This is a genomic window from Enterobacter nematophilus (assembly GCF_026344075.1).
Lineage (GTDB): Bacteria > Pseudomonadota > Gammaproteobacteria > Enterobacterales > Enterobacteriaceae > Enterobacter > Enterobacter nematophilus.
Genome location: NZ_JAPKNE010000002.1, coordinates 414611 through 432117 on the forward strand (window position 1 = coordinate 414611; position 17507 = coordinate 432117).

At 53.0% G+C, this 17507-nt stretch carries 19 protein-coding genes and 1 pseudogene; 2 read left to right on the forward strand and 18 right to left on the reverse strand.

Annotated elements, in window-relative coordinates; all coding sequences use genetic code 11:
- Window positions 1–2: 2 nt before the first annotated feature.
- The 12 genes from fliQ to fliF form a co-directional block, all read right to left on the reverse strand.
- Window positions 3–272 carry a flagellar biosynthesis protein FliQ gene (gene fliQ / locus OSH03_RS08585; RefSeq protein WP_008500315.1) on the reverse strand — a complete coding sequence of 90 codons (270 nt, stop codon included), beginning with the start codon at window positions 270–272 and terminating at the stop codon, window positions 3–5.
- A gap of 9 nt (window positions 273–281) precedes the next feature.
- A complete protein-coding gene (gene fliP / locus OSH03_RS08590; RefSeq protein ID WP_061097755.1) occupies window positions 282–1019 on the reverse strand; it encodes a flagellar type III secretion system pore protein FliP in 738 nt (245 codons plus the stop codon).
- Window positions 1019–1393: a flagellar biosynthetic protein FliO gene (gene fliO, locus OSH03_RS08595; protein WP_266178824.1), complete on the reverse strand. Its 375-nt coding sequence runs from the start codon at window positions 1391–1393 to the stop codon at window positions 1019–1021. The genes fliP and fliO overlap by 1 nt, the downstream gene beginning before the upstream one ends.
- 2 nt (window positions 1394–1395) lie before the next feature.
- The gene (fliN, locus tag OSH03_RS08600) at window positions 1396–1809 is read right to left on the reverse strand and encodes a flagellar motor switch protein FliN (protein ID WP_003859592.1); all 414 of its coding nucleotides are present in this window, start codon (window positions 1807–1809) and stop codon (window positions 1396–1398) included.
- On the reverse strand, window positions 1806–2810 hold the full coding sequence (gene fliM / locus OSH03_RS08605; RefSeq protein ID WP_028013703.1) for a flagellar motor switch protein FliM: 1005 nt from the start codon (window positions 2808–2810) through the stop codon (window positions 1806–1808). Before fliM ends, fliN begins: the two co-directional genes overlap by 4 nt.
- 4 nt (window positions 2811–2814) lie before the next feature.
- Window positions 2815–3285 carry a flagellar basal body-associated protein FliL gene (gene fliL / locus OSH03_RS08610; protein WP_021241388.1) on the reverse strand — a complete coding sequence of 157 codons (471 nt, stop codon included), beginning with the start codon at window positions 3283–3285 and terminating at the stop codon, window positions 2815–2817.
- A 106-nt stretch (window positions 3286–3391) separates the two neighbouring features.
- The gene (gene fliK, locus OSH03_RS08615) at window positions 3392–4621 is read right to left on the reverse strand and encodes a flagellar hook length control protein FliK (protein WP_266178825.1); all 1230 of its coding nucleotides are present in this window, start codon (window positions 4619–4621) and stop codon (window positions 3392–3394) included.
- A complete protein-coding gene (fliJ, locus tag OSH03_RS08620) occupies window positions 4618–5061 on the reverse strand; it encodes a flagellar export protein FliJ (protein WP_045631642.1) in 444 nt (147 codons plus the stop codon). The genes fliK and fliJ overlap by 4 nt, the downstream gene beginning before the upstream one ends.
- Window positions 5062–5082: 21 nt before the next feature.
- On the reverse strand, window positions 5083–6453 hold the full coding sequence (gene fliI / locus OSH03_RS08625) for a flagellar protein export ATPase FliI (RefSeq protein ID WP_266178826.1): 1371 nt from the start codon (window positions 6451–6453) through the stop codon (window positions 5083–5085).
- Window positions 6453–7160, reverse strand: a complete 708-nt coding sequence (gene fliH, locus OSH03_RS08630; RefSeq protein WP_061097759.1) for a flagellar assembly protein FliH — start codon at window positions 7158–7160, stop codon at window positions 6453–6455. The genes fliI and fliH overlap by 1 nt, the downstream gene beginning before the upstream one ends.
- A complete protein-coding gene (gene fliG, locus OSH03_RS08635; RefSeq protein WP_008500327.1) occupies window positions 7153–8151 on the reverse strand; it encodes a flagellar motor switch protein FliG in 999 nt (332 codons plus the stop codon). Before fliG ends, fliH begins: the two co-directional genes overlap by 8 nt.
- On the reverse strand, window positions 8144–9823 hold the full coding sequence (fliF, locus tag OSH03_RS08640; protein ID WP_266178827.1) for a flagellar basal-body MS-ring/collar protein FliF: 1680 nt from the start codon (window positions 9821–9823) through the stop codon (window positions 8144–8146). Before fliF ends, fliG begins: the two co-directional genes overlap by 8 nt.
- A gap of 228 nt (window positions 9824–10051) precedes the next feature.
- On the opposite strand from fliF, the gene fliE reads away from it, so the two are divergent.
- Complete coding sequence (fliE, locus tag OSH03_RS08645; protein WP_028013699.1) at window positions 10052–10366, forward strand: flagellar hook-basal body complex protein FliE; 315 nt, start codon at window positions 10052–10054, stop codon at window positions 10364–10366.
- Between the two features lie 26 nt (window positions 10367–10392).
- Here the strand turns inward: fliE and OSH03_RS08650 are convergent.
- The 5 genes and pseudogenes from OSH03_RS08650 to OSH03_RS08670 all read right to left on the reverse strand — a co-directional run.
- Window positions 10393–10585 (reverse strand): annotated as a pseudogene (locus tag OSH03_RS08650) (integrase); the annotation flags it as partial.
- Window positions 10586–10977: 392 nt separating this feature from the next.
- The gene (locus OSH03_RS08655; protein ID WP_266178828.1) at window positions 10978–12072 is read right to left on the reverse strand and encodes an acyltransferase family protein; all 1095 of its coding nucleotides are present in this window, start codon (window positions 12070–12072) and stop codon (window positions 10978–10980) included.
- Window positions 12073–12179: 107 nt separating this feature from the next.
- Window positions 12180–13814 (reverse strand): DUF6056 family protein, encoded by a 1635-nt coding sequence (locus tag OSH03_RS08660; protein ID WP_266178829.1) that lies wholly within the window; start codon window positions 13812–13814, stop codon window positions 12180–12182.
- Complete coding sequence (locus OSH03_RS08665; protein WP_266178830.1) at window positions 13811–14734, reverse strand: glycosyltransferase family 2 protein; 924 nt, start codon at window positions 14732–14734, stop codon at window positions 13811–13813. Before OSH03_RS08665 ends, OSH03_RS08660 begins: the two co-directional genes overlap by 4 nt.
- Window positions 14731–15093: a GtrA family protein gene (locus OSH03_RS08670; protein ID WP_151412606.1), complete on the reverse strand. Its 363-nt coding sequence runs from the start codon at window positions 15091–15093 to the stop codon at window positions 14731–14733. The genes OSH03_RS08665 and OSH03_RS08670 overlap by 4 nt, the downstream gene beginning before the upstream one ends.
- A 384-nt stretch (window positions 15094–15477) precedes the next feature.
- On the opposite strand from OSH03_RS08670, the gene yedD reads away from it, so the two are divergent.
- Window positions 15478–15891: a lipoprotein YedD gene (gene yedD / locus OSH03_RS08675; protein WP_045260349.1), complete on the forward strand. Its 414-nt coding sequence runs from the start codon at window positions 15478–15480 to the stop codon at window positions 15889–15891.
- Window positions 15892–15993: 102 nt separating this feature from the next.
- Here yedD and amyA read toward each other — a convergent pair whose 3' ends face one another.
- Window positions 15994–17481, reverse strand: a complete 1488-nt coding sequence (gene amyA / locus OSH03_RS08680; protein WP_266178927.1) for an alpha-amylase — start codon at window positions 17479–17481, stop codon at window positions 15994–15996.
- Window positions 17482–17507: the final 26 nt, after the last annotated feature.

The following is a 17507-nucleotide window of genomic DNA, read 5'->3' on the forward strand; positions in this document are numbered from 1 at the left end:
GGTCAGCCGATGATGTACGGCAGGTTGGTAAACAGGTTGCGCATATAGTCCAGCAGCAGGTTCAGCATCCACGGTCCGGCCACGATAATCGCCACGAACACGGCGATGATTTTCGGGATGAACGACAGCGTCATTTCGTTAATCTGCGTGGCGGCCTGAAGAATACTGATAATCAGGCCGGTAACCAGCGCGACAAGCAGCAGCGGCGCGGCAACGGCAATGGCGATTTTCATCGCTTCCGTGCCCATCATCATGACCGATTCGGGTGTCATTGCCGTTCCTTAACTGTAAAAACTCTGCGCCAGCGAGCTGACCAGCAGCTGCCAGCCGTCGACCAGCACAAAAAGCATGATCTTAAAGGGCAGGGCAATGGTGGCGGGCGGCACCATCATCATCCCGAGCGCCATCAGGACGCTGGCGATCACCAGGTCGATAATCAGGAACGGAATAAAGATGGTAAAGCCAATCTGGAACGCGGTTTTCAGCTCGCTGGTGACATAGGCCGGCAGCAGAATGCGCATCGGTACCGCTTCCGGTCCCTGCAGCTCGCCGGTGTTGGACAGGCGGGCGAAAAGAGCCAGGTCCGCTTCGCGCGTCTGGCGCAGCATAAATTCCCGCAGCGGCTGCGCGCCTTTTTCCAGCGCCTCCTGCATCGAAATTTTATCTTCGCTGAACGGCTGGTAGGCGTCGGTATAAATCTTGTCGATCACCGGCGACATGATGAAAAAGGTCAAAAACAGGGCTAAGCCAAGAAGCACCTGGTTTGGCGGCGCCGAAGGGGTGCCCAGCGCGTTTCGCAGCAGACCAAAGACGATGATGATGCGGGTGAAGCTGGTCATCATCAGCAGGATGGCCGGAATAAAGGTCAGCGAGGTGATGAAGACCAGCGTCTGAACCGGGAGCGACCAGCTCTGGCCGCCACCCGCAATCGGCGTGGAGACCAGACCGGGCAGCTGCGCATAAACCGCAGGAGCAAACAGGCCAATGCCCGCAAGCGTAAGGGATAACAAACGGCGCATCAGGATCTCCCGGAACGCTTAAGCAAACTCTTCATGACGGACTGAAAATCCGCAGGGGCTTGTGCGCACTCGTCCACCGTGACCGGGGCAGGCGGCAGTTTATGTAATACGTTGATGTTTGAGCCGGTTACGCCCAGAACCAGACGCGCGTCTTCTACATCGACGATGACCACGCGTTCGCGCGGCCCAAGCGTGGTGCTGGCGCTGACCTTCAGGCCGCGGGTGCCGGCAGTTTTACCCGCCAGGCCAAAACGCTTTGCCAGCCAGGCGGCGATAAGAATAAAGGCAATAATACCGAACAACGCCCCGCTCACCTGGAGCAGCGGGGAGCCGGGTACGGCGGACGGCTGTGATATTGTTGCCTGGGTTTTCATACTTAACGGCTCAGACGACGCATGCGTTCAGACGGGGTGATGATGTCGGTGATGCGCACGCCGTATTTATCGGCAACCACCACTACCTCACCCTGAGCAATCAGATAACCGTTGATCAGAATGTCCAGCGGCTCGCCGGCCAGGCCGTCAAGGGCCACAACTGAACCCTGCGTGAGGCGCAGCAGCTCTTTAATGGTCATCCGGGTGCGCCCCAGTTCAACGGTCAGCTTAACCGGGATGTCCATAATCAGGTCGATGTCCTGCAGCGTGCCGCTGACGTCGCCGCCGCCGAGCTGCTGGAATACCGCGTCCGCCGCGCTTTTCGTCGGAGTCGTTTTTTGCTCGTTTAACGCGTCAGCCCACAGATCGTCCAGTGCTCCGCTGTTTTCATCGGACGGATTGTTCATGTCACTCATTTGGGCTGTTCCTCATTCAGCGAATTCAAAATCGGGTTGATCAAGTGCTCAACGCGTAACGCATACTGACCGTTAATCGTGCCGTACTGGCTTGTAAGTACCGGGACACCATCCACGTGGGCAATAATGCGGTCGGGTTTGTCTATCGGCAAAACGTCGCCGGGTTGTAATTTCAGGATCTGGGATAACCGCATCGAGATGTCGGCAAAGTTTGCCACCAGCTCCAGCTGCGAGTGCTGCACCTGGCGCACCAGGTTTTCACGCCAGTTCTGATCTTCGTTGCGTGAGTTCTCAAGCGGCGGGTTAACCAGCAGCTCGCGCAGCGGTTCAATCATGCTGAACGGCAGGCAGATGTTGAACTCACCGGTCAGGTTACCGATCTCCACGTGGAACGGCGTATTGACGACGATATCGTTCGGGGAGGTGGTGATATTGGTAAATTTCACCTGCATCTCGGAACGGACGTACTCCACTTCCAGCGGGTTAATCGCTTTCCACGCGTCGCTGTAGGACTCCAGCGCCAGCTTCAGCATGCGGTTAATGACGCGCTGCTCGGTGTGGGTAAATTCACGACCTTCCACTTTGGTCGGAAAACGCCCGTCGCCGCCGAACAGGTTATCCACCGCGATGAACACCAGGCTTGGGGAGAACACCACCAGACCGGTGCCGCGCAGCGGCTTCAGATGAATCAGGTTAAGGTTGGTTGGCACCGGCAGGTTGCGGGCAAACTCATGATACGGCTGAATGCGGATCGCACCGACCGTGATATCCGGGCTACGACGCAGCAGGTTAAACAGCCCCATACGGAACTGACGTGCAAAACGTTCGTTAATGATCTCCAGCGCCTGCAGACGTTCACGGACGACGCGACGCTGGGTATTGGGATCGTAAGGACGAATATTATCGTCGCCGGTGAGACCCGGTTGCGGGTCGTCACTCTTATCGCTGTCGCCGTTAAGCAGCGCGTCGATTTCTGCCTGAGAAAGAATACTGTCGCCCATGTCGTTACCGCAGAATAAAGGCTGTGTACAGAACGTCAGTGACTTCCTGCTTAGGTTGACCGTTTACCAGCGGGGTGGCCAGCGTCTGCTTGATGGCGTCGACCAGCTTTTGCTTACCCACGTCGGTAGCCAGCGCGGAGGCGTCCTGACGAGAAAACAGCAGGAGAAGGCGGCTACGCACTTCCGGCAGATAATCGTTCAGGCGCGCGCGGGTCGCTTCGTCCTTCAGGCGCAGCGTAATACCGACATACAGCACGCGATCCGCATCACCGAGGTTAACGGTGAAGGTGTCCAGAGGGAAAAAGACCGGCGCCGGCGGTGGGGCAGGTTCGGCTTTGGCCGCAGCGGTTGAAGGTTCCTGCTGCATACGCCAGTAACTATAGCCCGCGGTAGCGCAGGCGGCGAGCGTGATCAACACCAGCAGCGGGATCCAGATGGAACGCTTGCTTTTTTTGGTGATAGCGGAGTCTGTCATCTGATACGAGCTTCCTGTTTCGGTACAGCTTAATAAGGTGATTATCCCGTGTCCTGCCGTCGTCAAAGCGTGGAAAAGACGGGGATAATCACGCTACCTCTGGCGTTTAGGCGAAGATGTCTACGGCACCGTTACCGCGCGCCGCGGATTGCAGGGCGGCGGGGGTCGGCAGGAGCTCATCGCTCTCTTCATTAAAACCACCGTGCTGGCCGGAACGCGAGGCATGGTGCTGCTGGGATGAAGACTGCTGCTGCCCGGCAAAGCTCTCGCTGCTGACGCTGCTCTGAGAAAGCTGAATGCCGTTTTCCGCCAGCGAGGTCCGCAGGACCGGCAGCGCGGCTTCCAGCGCCGCGCGCACGTGGCTGTGCGCAGATACCATCTGCAGCTGTGCCTGGTTATCGTCCAGCTTCAGCGAGATTTGTACCTGGCCCAGATCTTCCGGGTGCAGGCGCAGCTCCGCCGTCTGCTGGCCCTGCTTAGTGAACAGGGTGATGTGCTGGCTCAGGGACTGCTGCCATTCGTGGGTGCCCAGAGGCTGGCTTAGCACCGGCGCGGTGGCAACGGTGGCGGCAGGCTGGCTGGCCGCATGGCTGGACATAATCGGCGCCAGGGTAGCGGTCGGCGAAGAGGACGAGGAAGAACTGGCGAACTCCTGCTTCTCTGCGGCTGCGGCCATGACCGGCGTGGCAGGCGCGTTGGCGGCGAGATCCGGGCCGTTGTTCTTCGCCTGGCTCTGATAGGACGCAGAAAGCTGCGCTTTATCATGGCTTCCCGCAGGCGCGTTCAGGGACGGCTGTCCCGCACCGTTTTGCGAAAGCGTTGCTGAACTCAGCGCTGAGGTGGCGGAAACGCCGTCGCTGCCAGCCGCACGAGAGGCGGTAGTCTGCTGGTGCGGCAGCATCGCCATCAGCGCGCTTAATCCGGCCAGCTCTTCTTCGCTCAGCTCGGTTTTACCGTCATCTTTGCCGTTGGCCGCGGTGAGCGTCTTCAGCGCGTCGCCCTTTGACAGCGGCACCAGCCCGGAACCCAGGGTTTCAAGGGGCGCGGACTCCGACGTTTCAACGCCATTCAGCGCAGGCTGACGCGCGAGCAGGTCGGCAATTTTGGCCTGCAGAGCGGTATCGCCTTTGGCCTCCTGCGCGACTTTCGACAGCTTGCTGCCGGCGGCTTTCAGGTCTGCCAGGGTGAGCGGCGCATCGTTGCCCTTGCCCGTTGCGTCCGTCAGGGCGCCCGCCAGCAGGGAGAGAAAGTCCTGTGCACCCTCGGTGCCTTTCCCTGTTTGCATCCCGCCTGACAGGTCGCTGTCGCTCATCAGCAGTTGTTGCAGTGTGATCATTCCGGTTTCCTCATTGATGCGCGCTGGGCAAACTCATCCATTTTCTTCTGATCCAGGCGGTTTTCCGCCAGGGTTGAGGCTGCAATCTGCCGGTCCTGTAAGGTCTGCCAGGCCTGCAGCCGCTGTTTTTTTTCGCGCCAGAAATTCAGCGCGGTATCGACTTTTTGGGTCCACTGGCTGAGCTGCTGGCGGTGCTGCTCTATCGCCTTCTCCAGAGTCTGGATAAACTGCTGATAGTTAATCCAGCGCTGGCTGCCAATGCCCTGCGTCATATCGGTATTGAGGTTGGTGCGGTATTCATGCTGATAGTCGATTAACATCTTCAACTGTTCTTCAGCCTGCTGGCACCCGCGTCGCATTGCCCCAAGCTGCAATGCGGCATCATCAACTTCTTTCTCAGCCAGATCTTTCAGCGTTGATAACGCGCTGTTTTGCGCCATGACCTTCGCCCTCCACCTGTGTTACACCTGCGGGAAAATCAGCTCCAGCGCCTGGATTGAATCTTCCCAGTCGGCACGCTCAAAAATGCCCTGTTGTAAAAATGCCTCCAGCTGCGGCCACAGGCTAATCGCCTTGTCGAGCATCGGGTCGCTGCCTTTGGCATACGCCCCCACGCTGACCAGATCGCGGTTGCGCTGGAAGCTGGAAAGCAGTTGTTTAAAGTTACGCACGCGGGCGTAGTGCTTCTCGGTAATCAATGCCGTCATCGCACGGCTGATGGACGCTTCAATATCAATCGCCGGGTAGTGTCCGGCTTCGGCCAGGCGGCGCGACAGCACGATATGGCCGTCAAGGATCGCGCGCGCGGAGTCGGCAATCGGGTCCTGCTGGTCGTCGCCCTCGGTCAGCACCGTATAGAAGGCTGTGATAGAGCCGCCGCCGCTGATGCCGTTCCCCGCACGCTCTACCAGCGCCGGAAGTTTGGCGAAGACCGAAGGCGGGTAGCCTTTGGTGGCCGGCGGCTCGCCGATAGCCAGCGCGATTTCACGCTGCGCCATCGCGTAGCGGGTGAGGGAATCCATGATCAGCAGCACGTGCTTGCCGCGGTCACGAAAATCTTCGGCGATACGGGTGGCGTAGGCGGCACCCTGCATACGCAGCAGCGGCGAAACGTCCGCCGGCGCGGCGATTACCACCGAGCGGGCGCGGCCTTCCGCACCCAGAATGTTTTCAATAAAGTCTTTTACTTCGCGACCACGCTCGCCGATAAGCCCCACGACGATCACGTCGGCCTGGGTATAGCGCGCCATCATGCCGAGCAGGACGGATTTCCCCACGCCGGAACCGGCGAACAGGCCCATACGCTGCCCGCGCCCCACGGTGAGCAGGGCGTTGATCGGGCGCACGCCGGTATCCAGCACGTGCTCAATAGGGGTACGCTGCAGGGGGTTGAACGGCTGGGTGATCAGCGCGCCGGTTTCGGTGGTGTCCGGCGCGGGCAGGCCATCCAGCGGTTTACCGCTGCCGTCCAGCACGCGGCCGAGCAGGGCAGGGCCAAGCGGCAGCTGTTTCCCGCTTTGCAGACCGTCGCCGCTGATGTTTTTCGCGTAGACGCGCGCGCCGGGCAGAATGCCTTCCACCTCTTCAAGCGGCATCAGGAACAGGCGCTGGCCGTTAAACCCGACCACTTCGCTTTCCACTTCACGCGTTTCCTGCCCATCCTGACGCTCAATGACGCAGGTTGCCCCCAGCGGAAGCTGCAGGCCGGTCGCCTCCAGTACCAGGCCGGTGGCGCGCGTCAGACGCCCGTAACGACGAACGGATGGCAGTTGCGCCATCTTCATTTCAAAGTTGTCGAGCGTGGTGAGCCAGCGGGTGAGGCGTGCGGTCATCAGACGACTCCCGGTGCCGCCAGGCGGCACAGTTCCTGCCAGCGGGTGGCGACGCTGGCGTCCAGGTCGCCTTCATCGGCAGAGACTTTGCATCCGCCGTGGTGTAACGACGGGTCGCCGCGCAGACGCCAGCCGTGCAGGCTAAGCGTTGCGCCCAGGCTCTCTTCCACGCGCTGCAGATCGTCCGGGTGGACGCGCAGCTGCGGTTTGCCGCTGAACAGCGGCTCCTGCTGAAGCAGACCCTGAATTTGTTTGATCAGCGCGGTGTTATCCACCACCGGCGTCTGGCCGATAACCTGACGCGCCGCCTCCAGCGCCATCTGCATCAGACGCGAGGCAATCACGCTGTCCAGCGCGTCCAGCGTGTGCTGGAACTCGCTGACCAGCTGCTGCATGCGGGCATGGATCGGCGCCTGCTGCTGGCGCGCCTGATCGATGCCGTGCTCCAGCCCTTTCGCCAGGCCTTCCTGGTACCCGAGATCGTGCCCCTTCTGGCGGCCCTCGTTCAGACCGGCGTTATAGCCCTGCTCGTGCGCCTGCATTTGCAGCTGCGCCAGCATCTGCGCTTGCTGCTCCTCTTCGCTCAGCTCGGGCTGTTCGGCTTCCGGGTCAAGCTCCTCGGCCGCTACTACGGCCGGGGTGAACTCTGAAAGGGGAGGAGCCAGATCGTCCGGCGTCCAGCGCTTCCAAGACAGCTCGTTAGACATAGGTGTCGTCTCCGCTGCCAATCACCATCTCGCCGGTTTCCGCCAGACGACGAACAATAAGCAGGATCGCTTTCTGCTCGTTTTCCACCTGAGACAGACGTACCGGGCCGCGGTTGGCAAGGTCGTCGCGCAGAATATCCGCCGCTCGCTGGGACATGTTGCGCAGGAACTTCTCGCGCAGCGGCTGCTCGGCACCTTTGAGGGCGATAAGCAGCGACTCGGAGTCCACTTCCTGGAGCAGGCGCTGGATGCTGCGGTCGTCCACTTCGACCAGGTTTTCGAACAGGAACATCTCGTCGATGATTTTCTGCGCCAGCTCGCCGTCGAATTCGCGAACCGCCGTAATGACTGCCTCTTCCTGCTGCGTTTTCATCAGGTTGATGATCTCCGCCGCCGTTCTCACGCCGCCCATTTTGCTGCGCTTGAGGTTCTGACCGTCGAGAAGGTTGTTCAGCACTTCGGTCAGCTCCGCCAGCGCGGCCGGCTGGACGCCGCCGAAGGTCGCGATACGCAGCATCACGTCGTGACGCAGGCGCTCCTCGAACAGGGCCAGAATATCCGCCGCCTGGCCACGTTTGAGGTGAACCAGAATAGTGGCGATAATCTGAGGATGCTCGTCGCGAATAAGGTCGGCGGCACTCTGCGGCTCCATAAAGTTGAGCGTTTCGATCCCGCTGGCGGTATCGCGCGTTTCCAGAATATCTTCCAGCAGGCTGGCCGCGCGCTCTTCGCCCAGCGCCTTGACCAGCACGGAGCGCAGGTAGTCGTTGGCGTTGACGTTAAGCGCCGCAAACTGTTCGGCTTCCTGCTCAAATTCCGACAGCACTTCGGTCAGCTGCTTGTTGGAGATCTGTCGCACGTTGGCCATGGCCGCGCTGAGAATTTGCACTTCGCGCTGGGAGAGGTGCTTGAACACCTCTGCCGCGCGGTCTTCGCCAATGGTCATCAGCAGGATGACGCTTTTATCGGTGCCCGTAAGCGTATTACTCATGTTCGTTACCCATCCACTGGCGGATGACCAGCGCCACGACGCGCGGATCGTTATCTGACATTTCGCGAATGCGCTGGCTCATGACCTCAGCGCCCATGCGCTGGTTAGCACGACGCTGCTGCATCTGTTCATCTTTGCTGAGGCGAACTTCAACCGCTTCTTCCGTTTCCTGACGCGCGCTCATCTGCTCGCGAGCCGCTTTTTCGGCTTCCGCACGGCGCTGAAGCTGCGGACGAACGCCCTTACGCCACAGCAGCCACGCGACAATCAGCACCAGCAGCCAGCGTCCCGCGGACATCAGCTGGTCGATAAACGCCTGCTGTTGCCAGAACGGCAGCTCGCCGCCGGTCTCTTCAACCGCGTTGAACGGCGAGTTGACCACGTTGAGGGTATCGCCGCGCTTCTCGGAGTAGCCCATCGCTTCGCGGGTCAGGTTTTCAATCTGCTTCATCTGCTCGGCGGTTAACGGCAACGGTTTGCCGTCCGGCAGGGTTTTGTAGTTCACCACAACCGCAACGGAAAGACGCTGAATATCGCCCACGTTCAGCTTAGTGTGGCGAATGGTCCGGTCCACTTCGTAGTTCGTGGTTTCGTTACGGCTGCTGGAGCGCGGACCGGCGTTATTGGTCGTTGAGGTGGTCTGCTGATTATTTTGCTGGCCGTTCTGCTGATTGGCCGGCGGCGTGGAAATCGGCGCCGCGTTTGCCGGAGCAGGCTGGTTAGAGAGCGCGCCCGGCACGCCGCCAGGGTAGGCCCCGCCGATCTGTTCGCTGGAGTTGATCTGGCGTGAACGCATTACCGCCTGAGCCGCATCGCCGTTCGGGCTGTATTGCTCTTCGGTTTGTTCTTTATTAGAGAAGTCAATCTGCGCGGTCACCTGGGCGTGCACGTTGCTGTTGCCCACCACCGGGCCGAGGATCGCTTCGATACGGCGCTGGAGACGGCTTTCCACGTCGGCGGCGTATTTCAGCTGCGCGTCGTTCAGGTCACGCCCGGCGGTATTGGATTGCGTCAGCAGATGTCCGCTTTGGTCCACCAGCGTCACGTTACCCGGCGGCAGGCCGGCGACGGCGCTGGAGACGAGATGCGTCACCGCGCTGATTTGCCCTTCGTCCAGCGCGCGGCCGGGCTCAAGGTTCACGGTAACGGAAGCCGAAGGGGATTTCTGTTCACGAACGAATAAAGAGGGTTTAGGCATCGCCAGGTGCACGCGGGCACCCTTCACCGGGCCTAACGTTTCAATGGTGCGGGCCAGCTCGCCTTCCAGCGCTCGCTGGTAGTTCACCTGCTCGCTGAACTGGCTGATGCCGAACTTCTCCTGGTCCAGCAGCTCAAAGCCGACCGCGCCGCCCTTTGGCAGGCCCTGCTGTGCCAGACGCAGACGCAGCTCGTGCACCTTATCCGCCGGTACCTCAAGCGCACCGCCATTATCGGCAAAGCGATACGGGATGTTCATCTGGGTAAGCTGGGTGACGATGGCGCCGCCATCCTGATCGGAAAGGTTGCTGTAGAGCGTGCGGTAATCAGGGCTTTTCGCCCATAAAACCATCGCTACAAGGATCGCAATTGCGGCAGCGCCTGCCACGATCAACGGGATTTTAGGATTCGCGCGAAGGCGGTTCATCCACTCGAGTGATTTATTTTGTGGCGCTGTCGATGCTGTTGCACTCATTGCGCACCTCTTAAATCCTGGTGGTTTACGTTATTCGTGTAGAGAAACAAAACTGACTCCCGGGTCGGCAAACACGACAAAAGTTCCATATTGATGGCCCTGCCATTATTTGACGATTCCGGATTTTCTATGCGTCAAATAACCTGGTTTTTTCACGCTATTTACCGCCATTATCTTATTGACAAGCTGTTAGTCTTGACCGCGTAAAAAACCATCCAGGGGAGAGTCATGGCTATACAGGGCATTGAAGGGGTAATCAGTCAGTTGCAGGCAACGGCGATGACGGCCCGTAATCAGAATGTGGCAGAACAACAGCCGACCATCAGCTTTGCGGGGCAACTGCATGCAGCTCTTGACCGTATCAGCGATACCCAGACCGCTGCGCGTACGCAGGCGGAGAAGTTCACCCTCGGCGAGCCGGGCGTGGCGCTGAATGATGTGATGACCGATTTGCAAAAAGCCTCGGTTTCTATCCAGATGGGGATCCAGGTGCGTAACAAGCTGGTGTCGGCGTATCAGGAAGTGATGGGGATGCAGGTTTAGGTTATCTAACCTAATGATATTTATTATTAATAATCATCCGATCCCACAGCGTGGGGCATGGATGGGGCAAACTCACTCAATTTCTGGTTGAGGATAAGTACCTGGTCCTGGTTATTTTTAGCCATTCAGAATCCCTATACCCGGTAAACCATTTGCGCGCCGCATTGCTGCCTCCTGTGACTGGTTGTAAGACCCGACTGCGTAATGATGGCAGGCACGGGTTATCATTGTTCCTGATTGTAGGGTTATACCCAATTACTGGGTACGATTAAAAGCAGCAATTGCACACCTTCCCGATGCGTCATCGTCACGTCTGAAAACTTGGATACAGCTTTCAAAAAATAATGGTTGAGATATTTCCCATTACAATCATAGGAATATTAGTGGAACTGAGAAGAATTTCGCTGGCACGCATGTCATGAGCCCCAAATATGGGGCTGATCTGATAATAAATGGACAAAAATTCATTCGGGAACGCATGATTGAACTGAGATTCTATGGGGATGATGGCGTTCTATGTATCACGGTGATAATTACCTCCATTATAGTGAATTATTTTATCTGGTTAAACGCTATCATTTTTTGAATGACGCACATTGTGAACTATTTAGCTATGAAACAATACGCTCTGGGTTGTTTCTGTCTATCCATGATATGATTTTCTTTGAAAGGTTAATTGATGGAATCTCAATGAGATTGAATGAAATCCAGGCTATTGCAATTGAGCAGGTTGTCATAATGGCTAAGGTATAAAATCCATTCATTGAAATACTTGGGAAATATGTGTTAATTATTTCTATAAAAATGAAATGCCACATGTAAAGAGAAAATGAAATATCCCCGAGTATAATTAGGGGCTTGTATTTTGCTGTCGTGAAACTTGCTTCCATTAAAGTCATTGATACGACAATGATAAATGCCATACCCCCCCAACCTAAAGGGCCGTGGTCATTGTGTTTTGTTGTAAATATTAATGCTGTAGTAACAATTACGGTTGAAATTAGCAAAACGTTTAAAACTGTTCCCTTGTATCTCAATAGTGCAGGTAAAATATTTATATATATAATATATGAAGTTATGCCATACACAAAGTCAATGTATATAGGTGATGAAATAAGAGTGATGAAGTCATTTTTGATATAGTTTGTATTTACGCCATTGAGTGTTGGAGTGGCGCTCATTAATTGTGAAGAGAAAACCATTGTCAAGATTATGGATGAGCATAATATAGCCCTATACTTGTGGGATATAATCATGGCAGCAAGAAAAATAATATAAAAAGAAATCTCGTAAGTTAATGTCCATGCTATTGCAAGTACATTGTATCCAAAGAAAGGAGCCCCAGCATGATAATCGATTTGGAGAGGTGCGATTGACCATATAAACCACGCGTCTAAGCCGGTTGATCCCTTTTTGATTGTCAAAAATATAAAGTAAATTGACACTGTTAAGATCAATAGTGGATAGATTCTAAAAAATCTTCTAATAAAAAACTTAAGTGGATAAAAATATTCCTTTTTTTGAGTTGCAAAGCAGATTATAAATCCACTAATTACAAAGAATAAATCTACACCAAAAGCTCCATTAACAAACAGTAAATCCCCAAGATTTGACTGAACGTATGTGTTGTTAACATAGCCTCTTAAATGGAACAGAACCACGAATAAAGCCGCAATTCCCCTTAAGTAATGAATGCTTTTGACCATATCGATGTCCTTCATATAAGTAGGGATACTTTTTTACGTAATACTTCAAAAAGAATGGCGTTCTGGATAACGCCATTTCCGAATATACCAGTAAAACTGCAAGGTGATTATTTAAATTCTAAATAATTGCTTGACAGTATTTTTACTGGATCAGTAGTGTACATTCCGATATTGATTTTATTTATTTCTGATAAATCTAACTTTCCTGCATCACTATAAGTATACCAATCACTCCCTACTTTAATCGCCTTAACGATAGTATCCATGTTTATGTTATCATTGTTTTTTAAAGTAACATGAGAAAAAATGGCGGTGTTATTCATCAAATAATCATTTATGTTACCCGAGATACGATATATAAGCTTATTTTTCCCTGATAATTTATCAGTATAAAAATAAATCGATTTCAATGTTATGTCTTCATGTAATTTTGCATTAACGTCTCTCTTGGGAAGTGAGTCAATAATTGAGTAATCGAAATTAATTGGCTCTTCAGTGATTTTATCTACTTTAAAATAATTAAACATATATGAGTTCTTAAAAGTAGGGAAACCATCTGATTTTTTTAAAAGTCGGTTTAGGTAAAAGTCAGGTATTACGATCTCTTTTTTTCCTTCGTTGATTTGCTGTGTTAACATTGCCATGCGTATTGCATCTTGCTTTGACGCTCTAATATTGGAATAGGAAATTAAGCCGTAAGAGGGTACAAAGTAAGTCATAGCGAACACAATGACAATGCCAAATATCGAGTTTTTATATATTTTTTCATTTGAAAAGTTAGCAGAGTAAATTAAAAAAGAAAGGGTTATTAAAAACATAAATAAGGCACCAATACCAGCTCTTTCAGGCATGTATGGTGAAGCAACAAATGCAAGGTCACATAATATCCCACCAATGAAAAATGCTAGTGCACAAATTAATGAACCCCTAGATTCTATTTTGAGTAGTCCAAATGAAAGTGCAATGAAAATGATGATTAGAAATATTGGCCATAAGCTATTCAGCGCTGCAGGCAGTCTTTCAAATAAATGTAGATCAAGTTTTTCTATTAATGTTAATGAGTGCCAATCTTTAAAATAAGACGATCTGATGGCAGAGCCTGGACTGAATAAAAGCACCGCAGAGCCTAAGAAAATCCCAATTAAATAGGGTGCCGATAGTTTAAAGCGGTTAAAACAAATAGAATATGACACTGTCAGTATCGTTGCGACAATGCACGTGTTTTCGTTTGAGCAACCTGCTAAAAAACCAACTAAAATCGCCCCAGAATAACTAAGTAATGTATGTGGTTTTCTTTGTCGAGCGAGAATAACGAAAAATAAAGATATGTAAAATATAGGCCATAAATAGTTCGATGCGCCAACAAACCAGAAAAAAGTTTCACCAAGCGCTGGATTTGATATCCAAAGAGCTAAAAAGATAATTACTATCGAAATGGCGCTTGGTTTTGGCTTGCCATCAAATAAAGCAGATGGTATCGCTGCAATAAGATAAACGCTGGCAACTAGCGCAGCAGCTGTCAAAGATTGATAAATATCATGATTGACATATTTGAGCATATATGAGCTAAATATGTTAGTAATTAGCCTCCCGCTCCAGACTAAATAATGACCAATTTGCTCCTGCAGGCTGGCATGAAAATAATAATAATAATCATCTGACAATACTGGTGTGTGTAAGTATGGCACCAACATAAGTAAAAAAATAACACTTAGAACTAACAGATTATTTTTGGAAATCATTTTTCTTTATTCCGTTTTAAACAATAGCGTGGTCTTTTTTTGGTTTCGATATAGATGCGTCCTATATATTCACCTAAAACACCAATGCCGATTAATTGAACGCCGCCGATAAACAGGATGGATACCAATAGAGATGTGTACCCTTTTATCGGATTGCCTATAATTAATGTTTGCAAAGTCATCCATGCGCCGTATAAGAATGAAATAGATGCAATTATGAAGCCAATATACGTCCAAACCCTTAACGGGAAAGTAGAGAAACTTGTTATTCCCTCAAGTGCAAGGTTCCACAGTTTCCAGCCGTTAAATTTAGTGCTGCCAGCAACGCGCTTAGCGCGTGCATACTCCACGACATCAGTACGCCCGCCAACCCAACTCAGCACGCCCTTCATGAACAAGTTGCGCTCTGGCATGAGCTGAATATTTTCCACGACCTCGCGGGACATCAGACGGAAGTCTCCAACATTCTCTTCGATTTGCGGATTGCTGATTTTGTTATGTAGCTTATAAAACCACTCAGCGGTCTTGCGCTTCAGACGGCCATCTGTAGAGCGATCGGAGCGTTTGGCAAGCACCATATCTGCTCCGGCCTGCCACTTCTCTATCAGATATGGAATGACTTCAATAGGGTCCTGCAGGTCAACATCAATCGGAATAATAGCTTCTCCGCTAGCGTGATCCAGACCTGCGAACAGCGCAGGTTCTTTACCAAAGTTGCGAGTGAAGGACAGCGGAACTACAAGCCGATCGGCAAGAGCAAGTGCGTTAATAATTGATTCTGTACTATCTTTGCTGCCGTCATTAATGAACACTATCTCGACTTCATGTTGCTTAAGCTCTTCAAATTCCCGCACGGCTTTGTAGAAAATCGGAATTGCATCCTCTTCATTAAAAACTGGAACGACCAGTGAAATTTTCATTTAGCATCCCTGAATACAACGAACTTTGAATATACAAACCCACACACCAGACTGATGGCGGAGAACATGATTAATGTGATGACAGGAGCCATGCCTGATTTGTCTGCACACCAGCCAAAAGCGGCACTCAATGAGCCCATAAAACATACGTAAAGCATGTAGCGAATGGTTGTTGTGGAAGATTTAAAAGTGAATTTGGCATTGGCGAAGAAGCTGAACGACACAGCGACAACGAATCCGGCAAAGTTGCCAAGCGCCTGCCCTGTGTGGAATGCGTATATGCATGCAGCAAAGACGGCCCAGTGAATTAGCGTGTTTATTACACCTATTGATGTGTACCTGACGAATAACTTGAACATTTGATAAATCAGTAAATTCAGAAAAGTCTGAAGTGTAGCATCTGGCATTCACTTGATCGACCCTCATGTTTAACTGCGCAGCGTATTTATACAGTTGATTTTATGAATGATCATGCCACGCACTGCAGACATACACACCGTCTTCGTTGCGGCAGTAGAGCTCACCACTCATCTGCTTTCGTGGCCGTGAGCTGCGTCCAACCGTCCAGCTCATTCCAATGGACAGCACGTACTCGATGATCATGAAGGTCGACCAAGCCTTTGTTGATTATGAAAAATGTCCGCTCATAACATTTATATACAGTTCTAAGACCTGTCGATCTTCGCTGGCAGCCTCAGCGCTTTAATGCCACAATATTTTTTTCTTCGAATGCAGGAAAGATGATGAAAAAAATAGCAATTGCTGGCGCGCTGCTGGCACTGACCGGGTGCGTTCAGGTCGATAACTATAATGACGTGATCAAGCATCCCGTCCCGGCGAACCTGGCGGGATACTGGCAGTCGAAAGGGCCGCAGAGCAGTCTGGTCAGCCCTGAAGCGATTGCCACGCTGGTGGTGACGGAAGAGGGCGATACGCTGGACTGCCGCCAGTGGCAGCGCGTGATTGCCGTGCCGGGTAAGATCATGCTGCGCTCAGACAGTTATTACAACGTCACGCGCAAGCTGGATATCTATCCGCTGGATCGCGACGGCGCTACGCTTGAGTATGACGGGATGGAGCTGCAAAAGGTTGACCGCCCAACGGTGGAATGTGCTGATTACCTGAGCAAAAATCCGCTGGAGAGTAAACTGCCCTAAGGGTAAAAGCAAAACGGCAACCTCGTTGCCGTTTTTGGTGTTTGCGCCCTCTCCCACAGGGAGAGGGACGGGGTGAGGGCATCAGGCCGCACGTTTCCCGCTCTACAACGCATCCTCAATCACCCACACGCTGACGCTTCCCCCTTTACAGGTAAAGGTACCTTCGCCATCCGCCGCGGTGGTGACCGTTTCTTCGCGATTGCCGAGGAAATCACGCCACGTTTTGTTGCCGTAGTTTTCCCCCAGGCAAATTACCTTCTCGCCGTCGTCGCCGTTCGACAGCACCACCACGCAGCCGGGATCGTCCTCGGTACCGCTGCGGCTGAAGGCGATGCAGTTTGGATGGTCAAAAAACAGCGTCTGCACGCCGTGGGCAAAGCGCTGACGGGCGAGGATCAGCTCGTGAAGCTGCTCAATCACCGGCATGTCGATGTGATAGGTCTCACCGTCGCCTCCCGTATCGTCATAGCTTGCGCCGAACAGATCCGGGTAGAAAACGCTCGGCACGCCGTTTTCCCGCAGCAGGATCAGCGCGTACGCCAGCGGTTTAAACCAGGCTTCGACCGGCGCTTCCAGCGCCTGCAGAGGCTGCGTGTCATGGTTAGCGACGAGAGTGACCGCATGGAACGGGTCGGCCTCCACCAGCGTGCCGGTGAAGATCTGGCTCATGTCGTAATCCCGACCCTGGCGTGACGCCTCGTGGAATTTCATCTGCAGCGGGGCATCAAACAGCATGGTTTTACCCTCGACCTGGTCAATATAGGCCTGCAGTTTATCCACCTCGTGGGACCAGTATTCCGCTACGATAAACAACGGCTGTTCGGCGACTTCCTGAACGTGCTCAATCCACTCTTTGTAAAACCAGGCGGGAATATGCTTGACGGCGTCCAGACGAAAACCGTCGCAGCGCGTCTGTTCCATGACCCAGCGGGCCCAGTATTTTATTTCCTCGGTGACGGCGTGATTGCGAAAGTCGATGTTTTCGCCCATCAGGTAATCGAAGTTACCCATCTCATCATCAACCTGGTCGTTCCAGCCTTCGCCGGTGTAGTCGTTAACGATTTTAAAGATCCCGTCTTCATCCGGGTTTTCAATATGGTCGACACCGCTGAAGCATTTGTAATCCCAGATGAACTGCGAATATTGCCCGGCGCGGGCAGGGAAGGTGTAGCGTGTCCACGCTTCACACTCGACGATCTCATCATTGATTTGCGTGCGATCCTGCTCGTTCACGCGCTGAACGCGGACGGGCTCTTTCTCATCTGCCCCCATTTTGTGGTTCACCACCACGTCCAGCAGTACGGCAATGTCGTTGCTTTTGAGGGCGTCGATGGCTTCCAGCAGCTGCGCTTTATCGCCATATTTCGTGGCGATGCTGCCTTTCTGATCAAACTCGCCGAGGTCAAACAGATCGTAAGAGTCATAGCCAACCGAATACCCGCCGGAAGCCCCTTTATACGCGGGCGGCAGCCAGATCATGTTGATGCCGATTTCATTAAGATTGGGGGCTAACGCCGTGACTTCTCGCCACAATTCACCGCCAGCGGGGTAATACCAGTGAAAGCATTGTAACAGGGTGGGGTTTTTCATCATCCGTGCTCCAGAAGCCATATGGC

What these genes read in the sequence shown, in the direction of transcription:
- fliQ (WP_008500315.1), bottom strand. Translation starts at nt 272, where the DNA reads ATGACACCCGAATCGGTCATGATGATGGGCACGGAAGCGATGAAAATC.
- fliP (WP_061097755.1), bottom strand. Translation starts at nt 1,019, where the DNA reads ATGCGCCGTTTGTTATCCCTTACGCTTGCGGGCATTGGCCTGTTTGCT.
- fliO (WP_266178824.1), bottom strand. Translation starts at nt 1,393, where the DNA reads ATGAAAACCCAGGCAACAATATCACAGCCGTCCGCCGTACCCGGCTCC.
- fliN (WP_003859592.1), bottom strand. Translation starts at nt 1,809, where the DNA reads ATGAGTGACATGAACAATCCGTCCGATGAAAACAGCGGAGCACTGGAC.
- fliM (WP_028013703.1), bottom strand. Translation starts at nt 2,810, where the DNA reads ATGGGCGACAGTATTCTTTCTCAGGCAGAAATCGACGCGCTGCTTAAC.
- fliL (WP_021241388.1), bottom strand. Translation starts at nt 3,285, where the DNA reads ATGACAGACTCCGCTATCACCAAAAAAAGCAAGCGTTCCATCTGGATC.
- fliK (WP_266178825.1), bottom strand. Translation starts at nt 4,621, where the DNA reads ATGATCACACTGCAACAACTGCTGATGAGCGACAGCGACCTGTCAGGC.
- fliJ (WP_045631642.1), bottom strand. Translation starts at nt 5,061, where the DNA reads ATGGCGCAAAACAGCGCGTTATCAACGCTGAAAGATCTGGCTGAGAAA.
- fliI (WP_266178826.1), bottom strand. Translation starts at nt 6,453, where the DNA reads ATGACCGCACGCCTCACCCGCTGGCTCACCACGCTCGACAACTTTGAA.
- fliH (WP_061097759.1), bottom strand. Translation starts at nt 7,160, where the DNA reads ATGTCTAACGAGCTGTCTTGGAAGCGCTGGACGCCGGACGATCTGGCT.
- fliG (WP_008500327.1), bottom strand. Translation starts at nt 8,151, where the DNA reads ATGAGTAATACGCTTACGGGCACCGATAAAAGCGTCATCCTGCTGATG.
- fliF (WP_266178827.1), bottom strand. Translation starts at nt 9,823, where the DNA reads ATGAGTGCAACAGCATCGACAGCGCCACAAAATAAATCACTCGAGTGG.
- fliE (WP_028013699.1), top strand. Translation starts at nt 10,052, where the DNA reads ATGGCTATACAGGGCATTGAAGGGGTAATCAGTCAGTTGCAGGCAACG.
- OSH03_RS08655 (WP_266178828.1), bottom strand. Translation starts at nt 12,072, where the DNA reads ATGGTCAAAAGCATTCATTACTTAAGGGGAATTGCGGCTTTATTCGTG.
- OSH03_RS08660 (WP_266178829.1), bottom strand. Translation starts at nt 13,814, where the DNA reads ATGATTTCCAAAAATAATCTGTTAGTTCTAAGTGTTATTTTTTTACTT.
- OSH03_RS08665 (WP_266178830.1), bottom strand. Translation starts at nt 14,734, where the DNA reads ATGAAAATTTCACTGGTCGTTCCAGTTTTTAATGAAGAGGATGCAATT.
- OSH03_RS08670 (WP_151412606.1), bottom strand. Translation starts at nt 15,093, where the DNA reads ATGTTCAAGTTATTCGTCAGGTACACATCAATAGGTGTAATAAACACG.
- yedD (WP_045260349.1), top strand. Translation starts at nt 15,478, where the DNA reads ATGAAAAAAATAGCAATTGCTGGCGCGCTGCTGGCACTGACCGGGTGC.
- amyA (WP_266178927.1), bottom strand. Translation starts at nt 17,481, where the DNA reads ATGAAAAACCCCACCCTGTTACAATGCTTTCACTGGTATTACCCCGCT.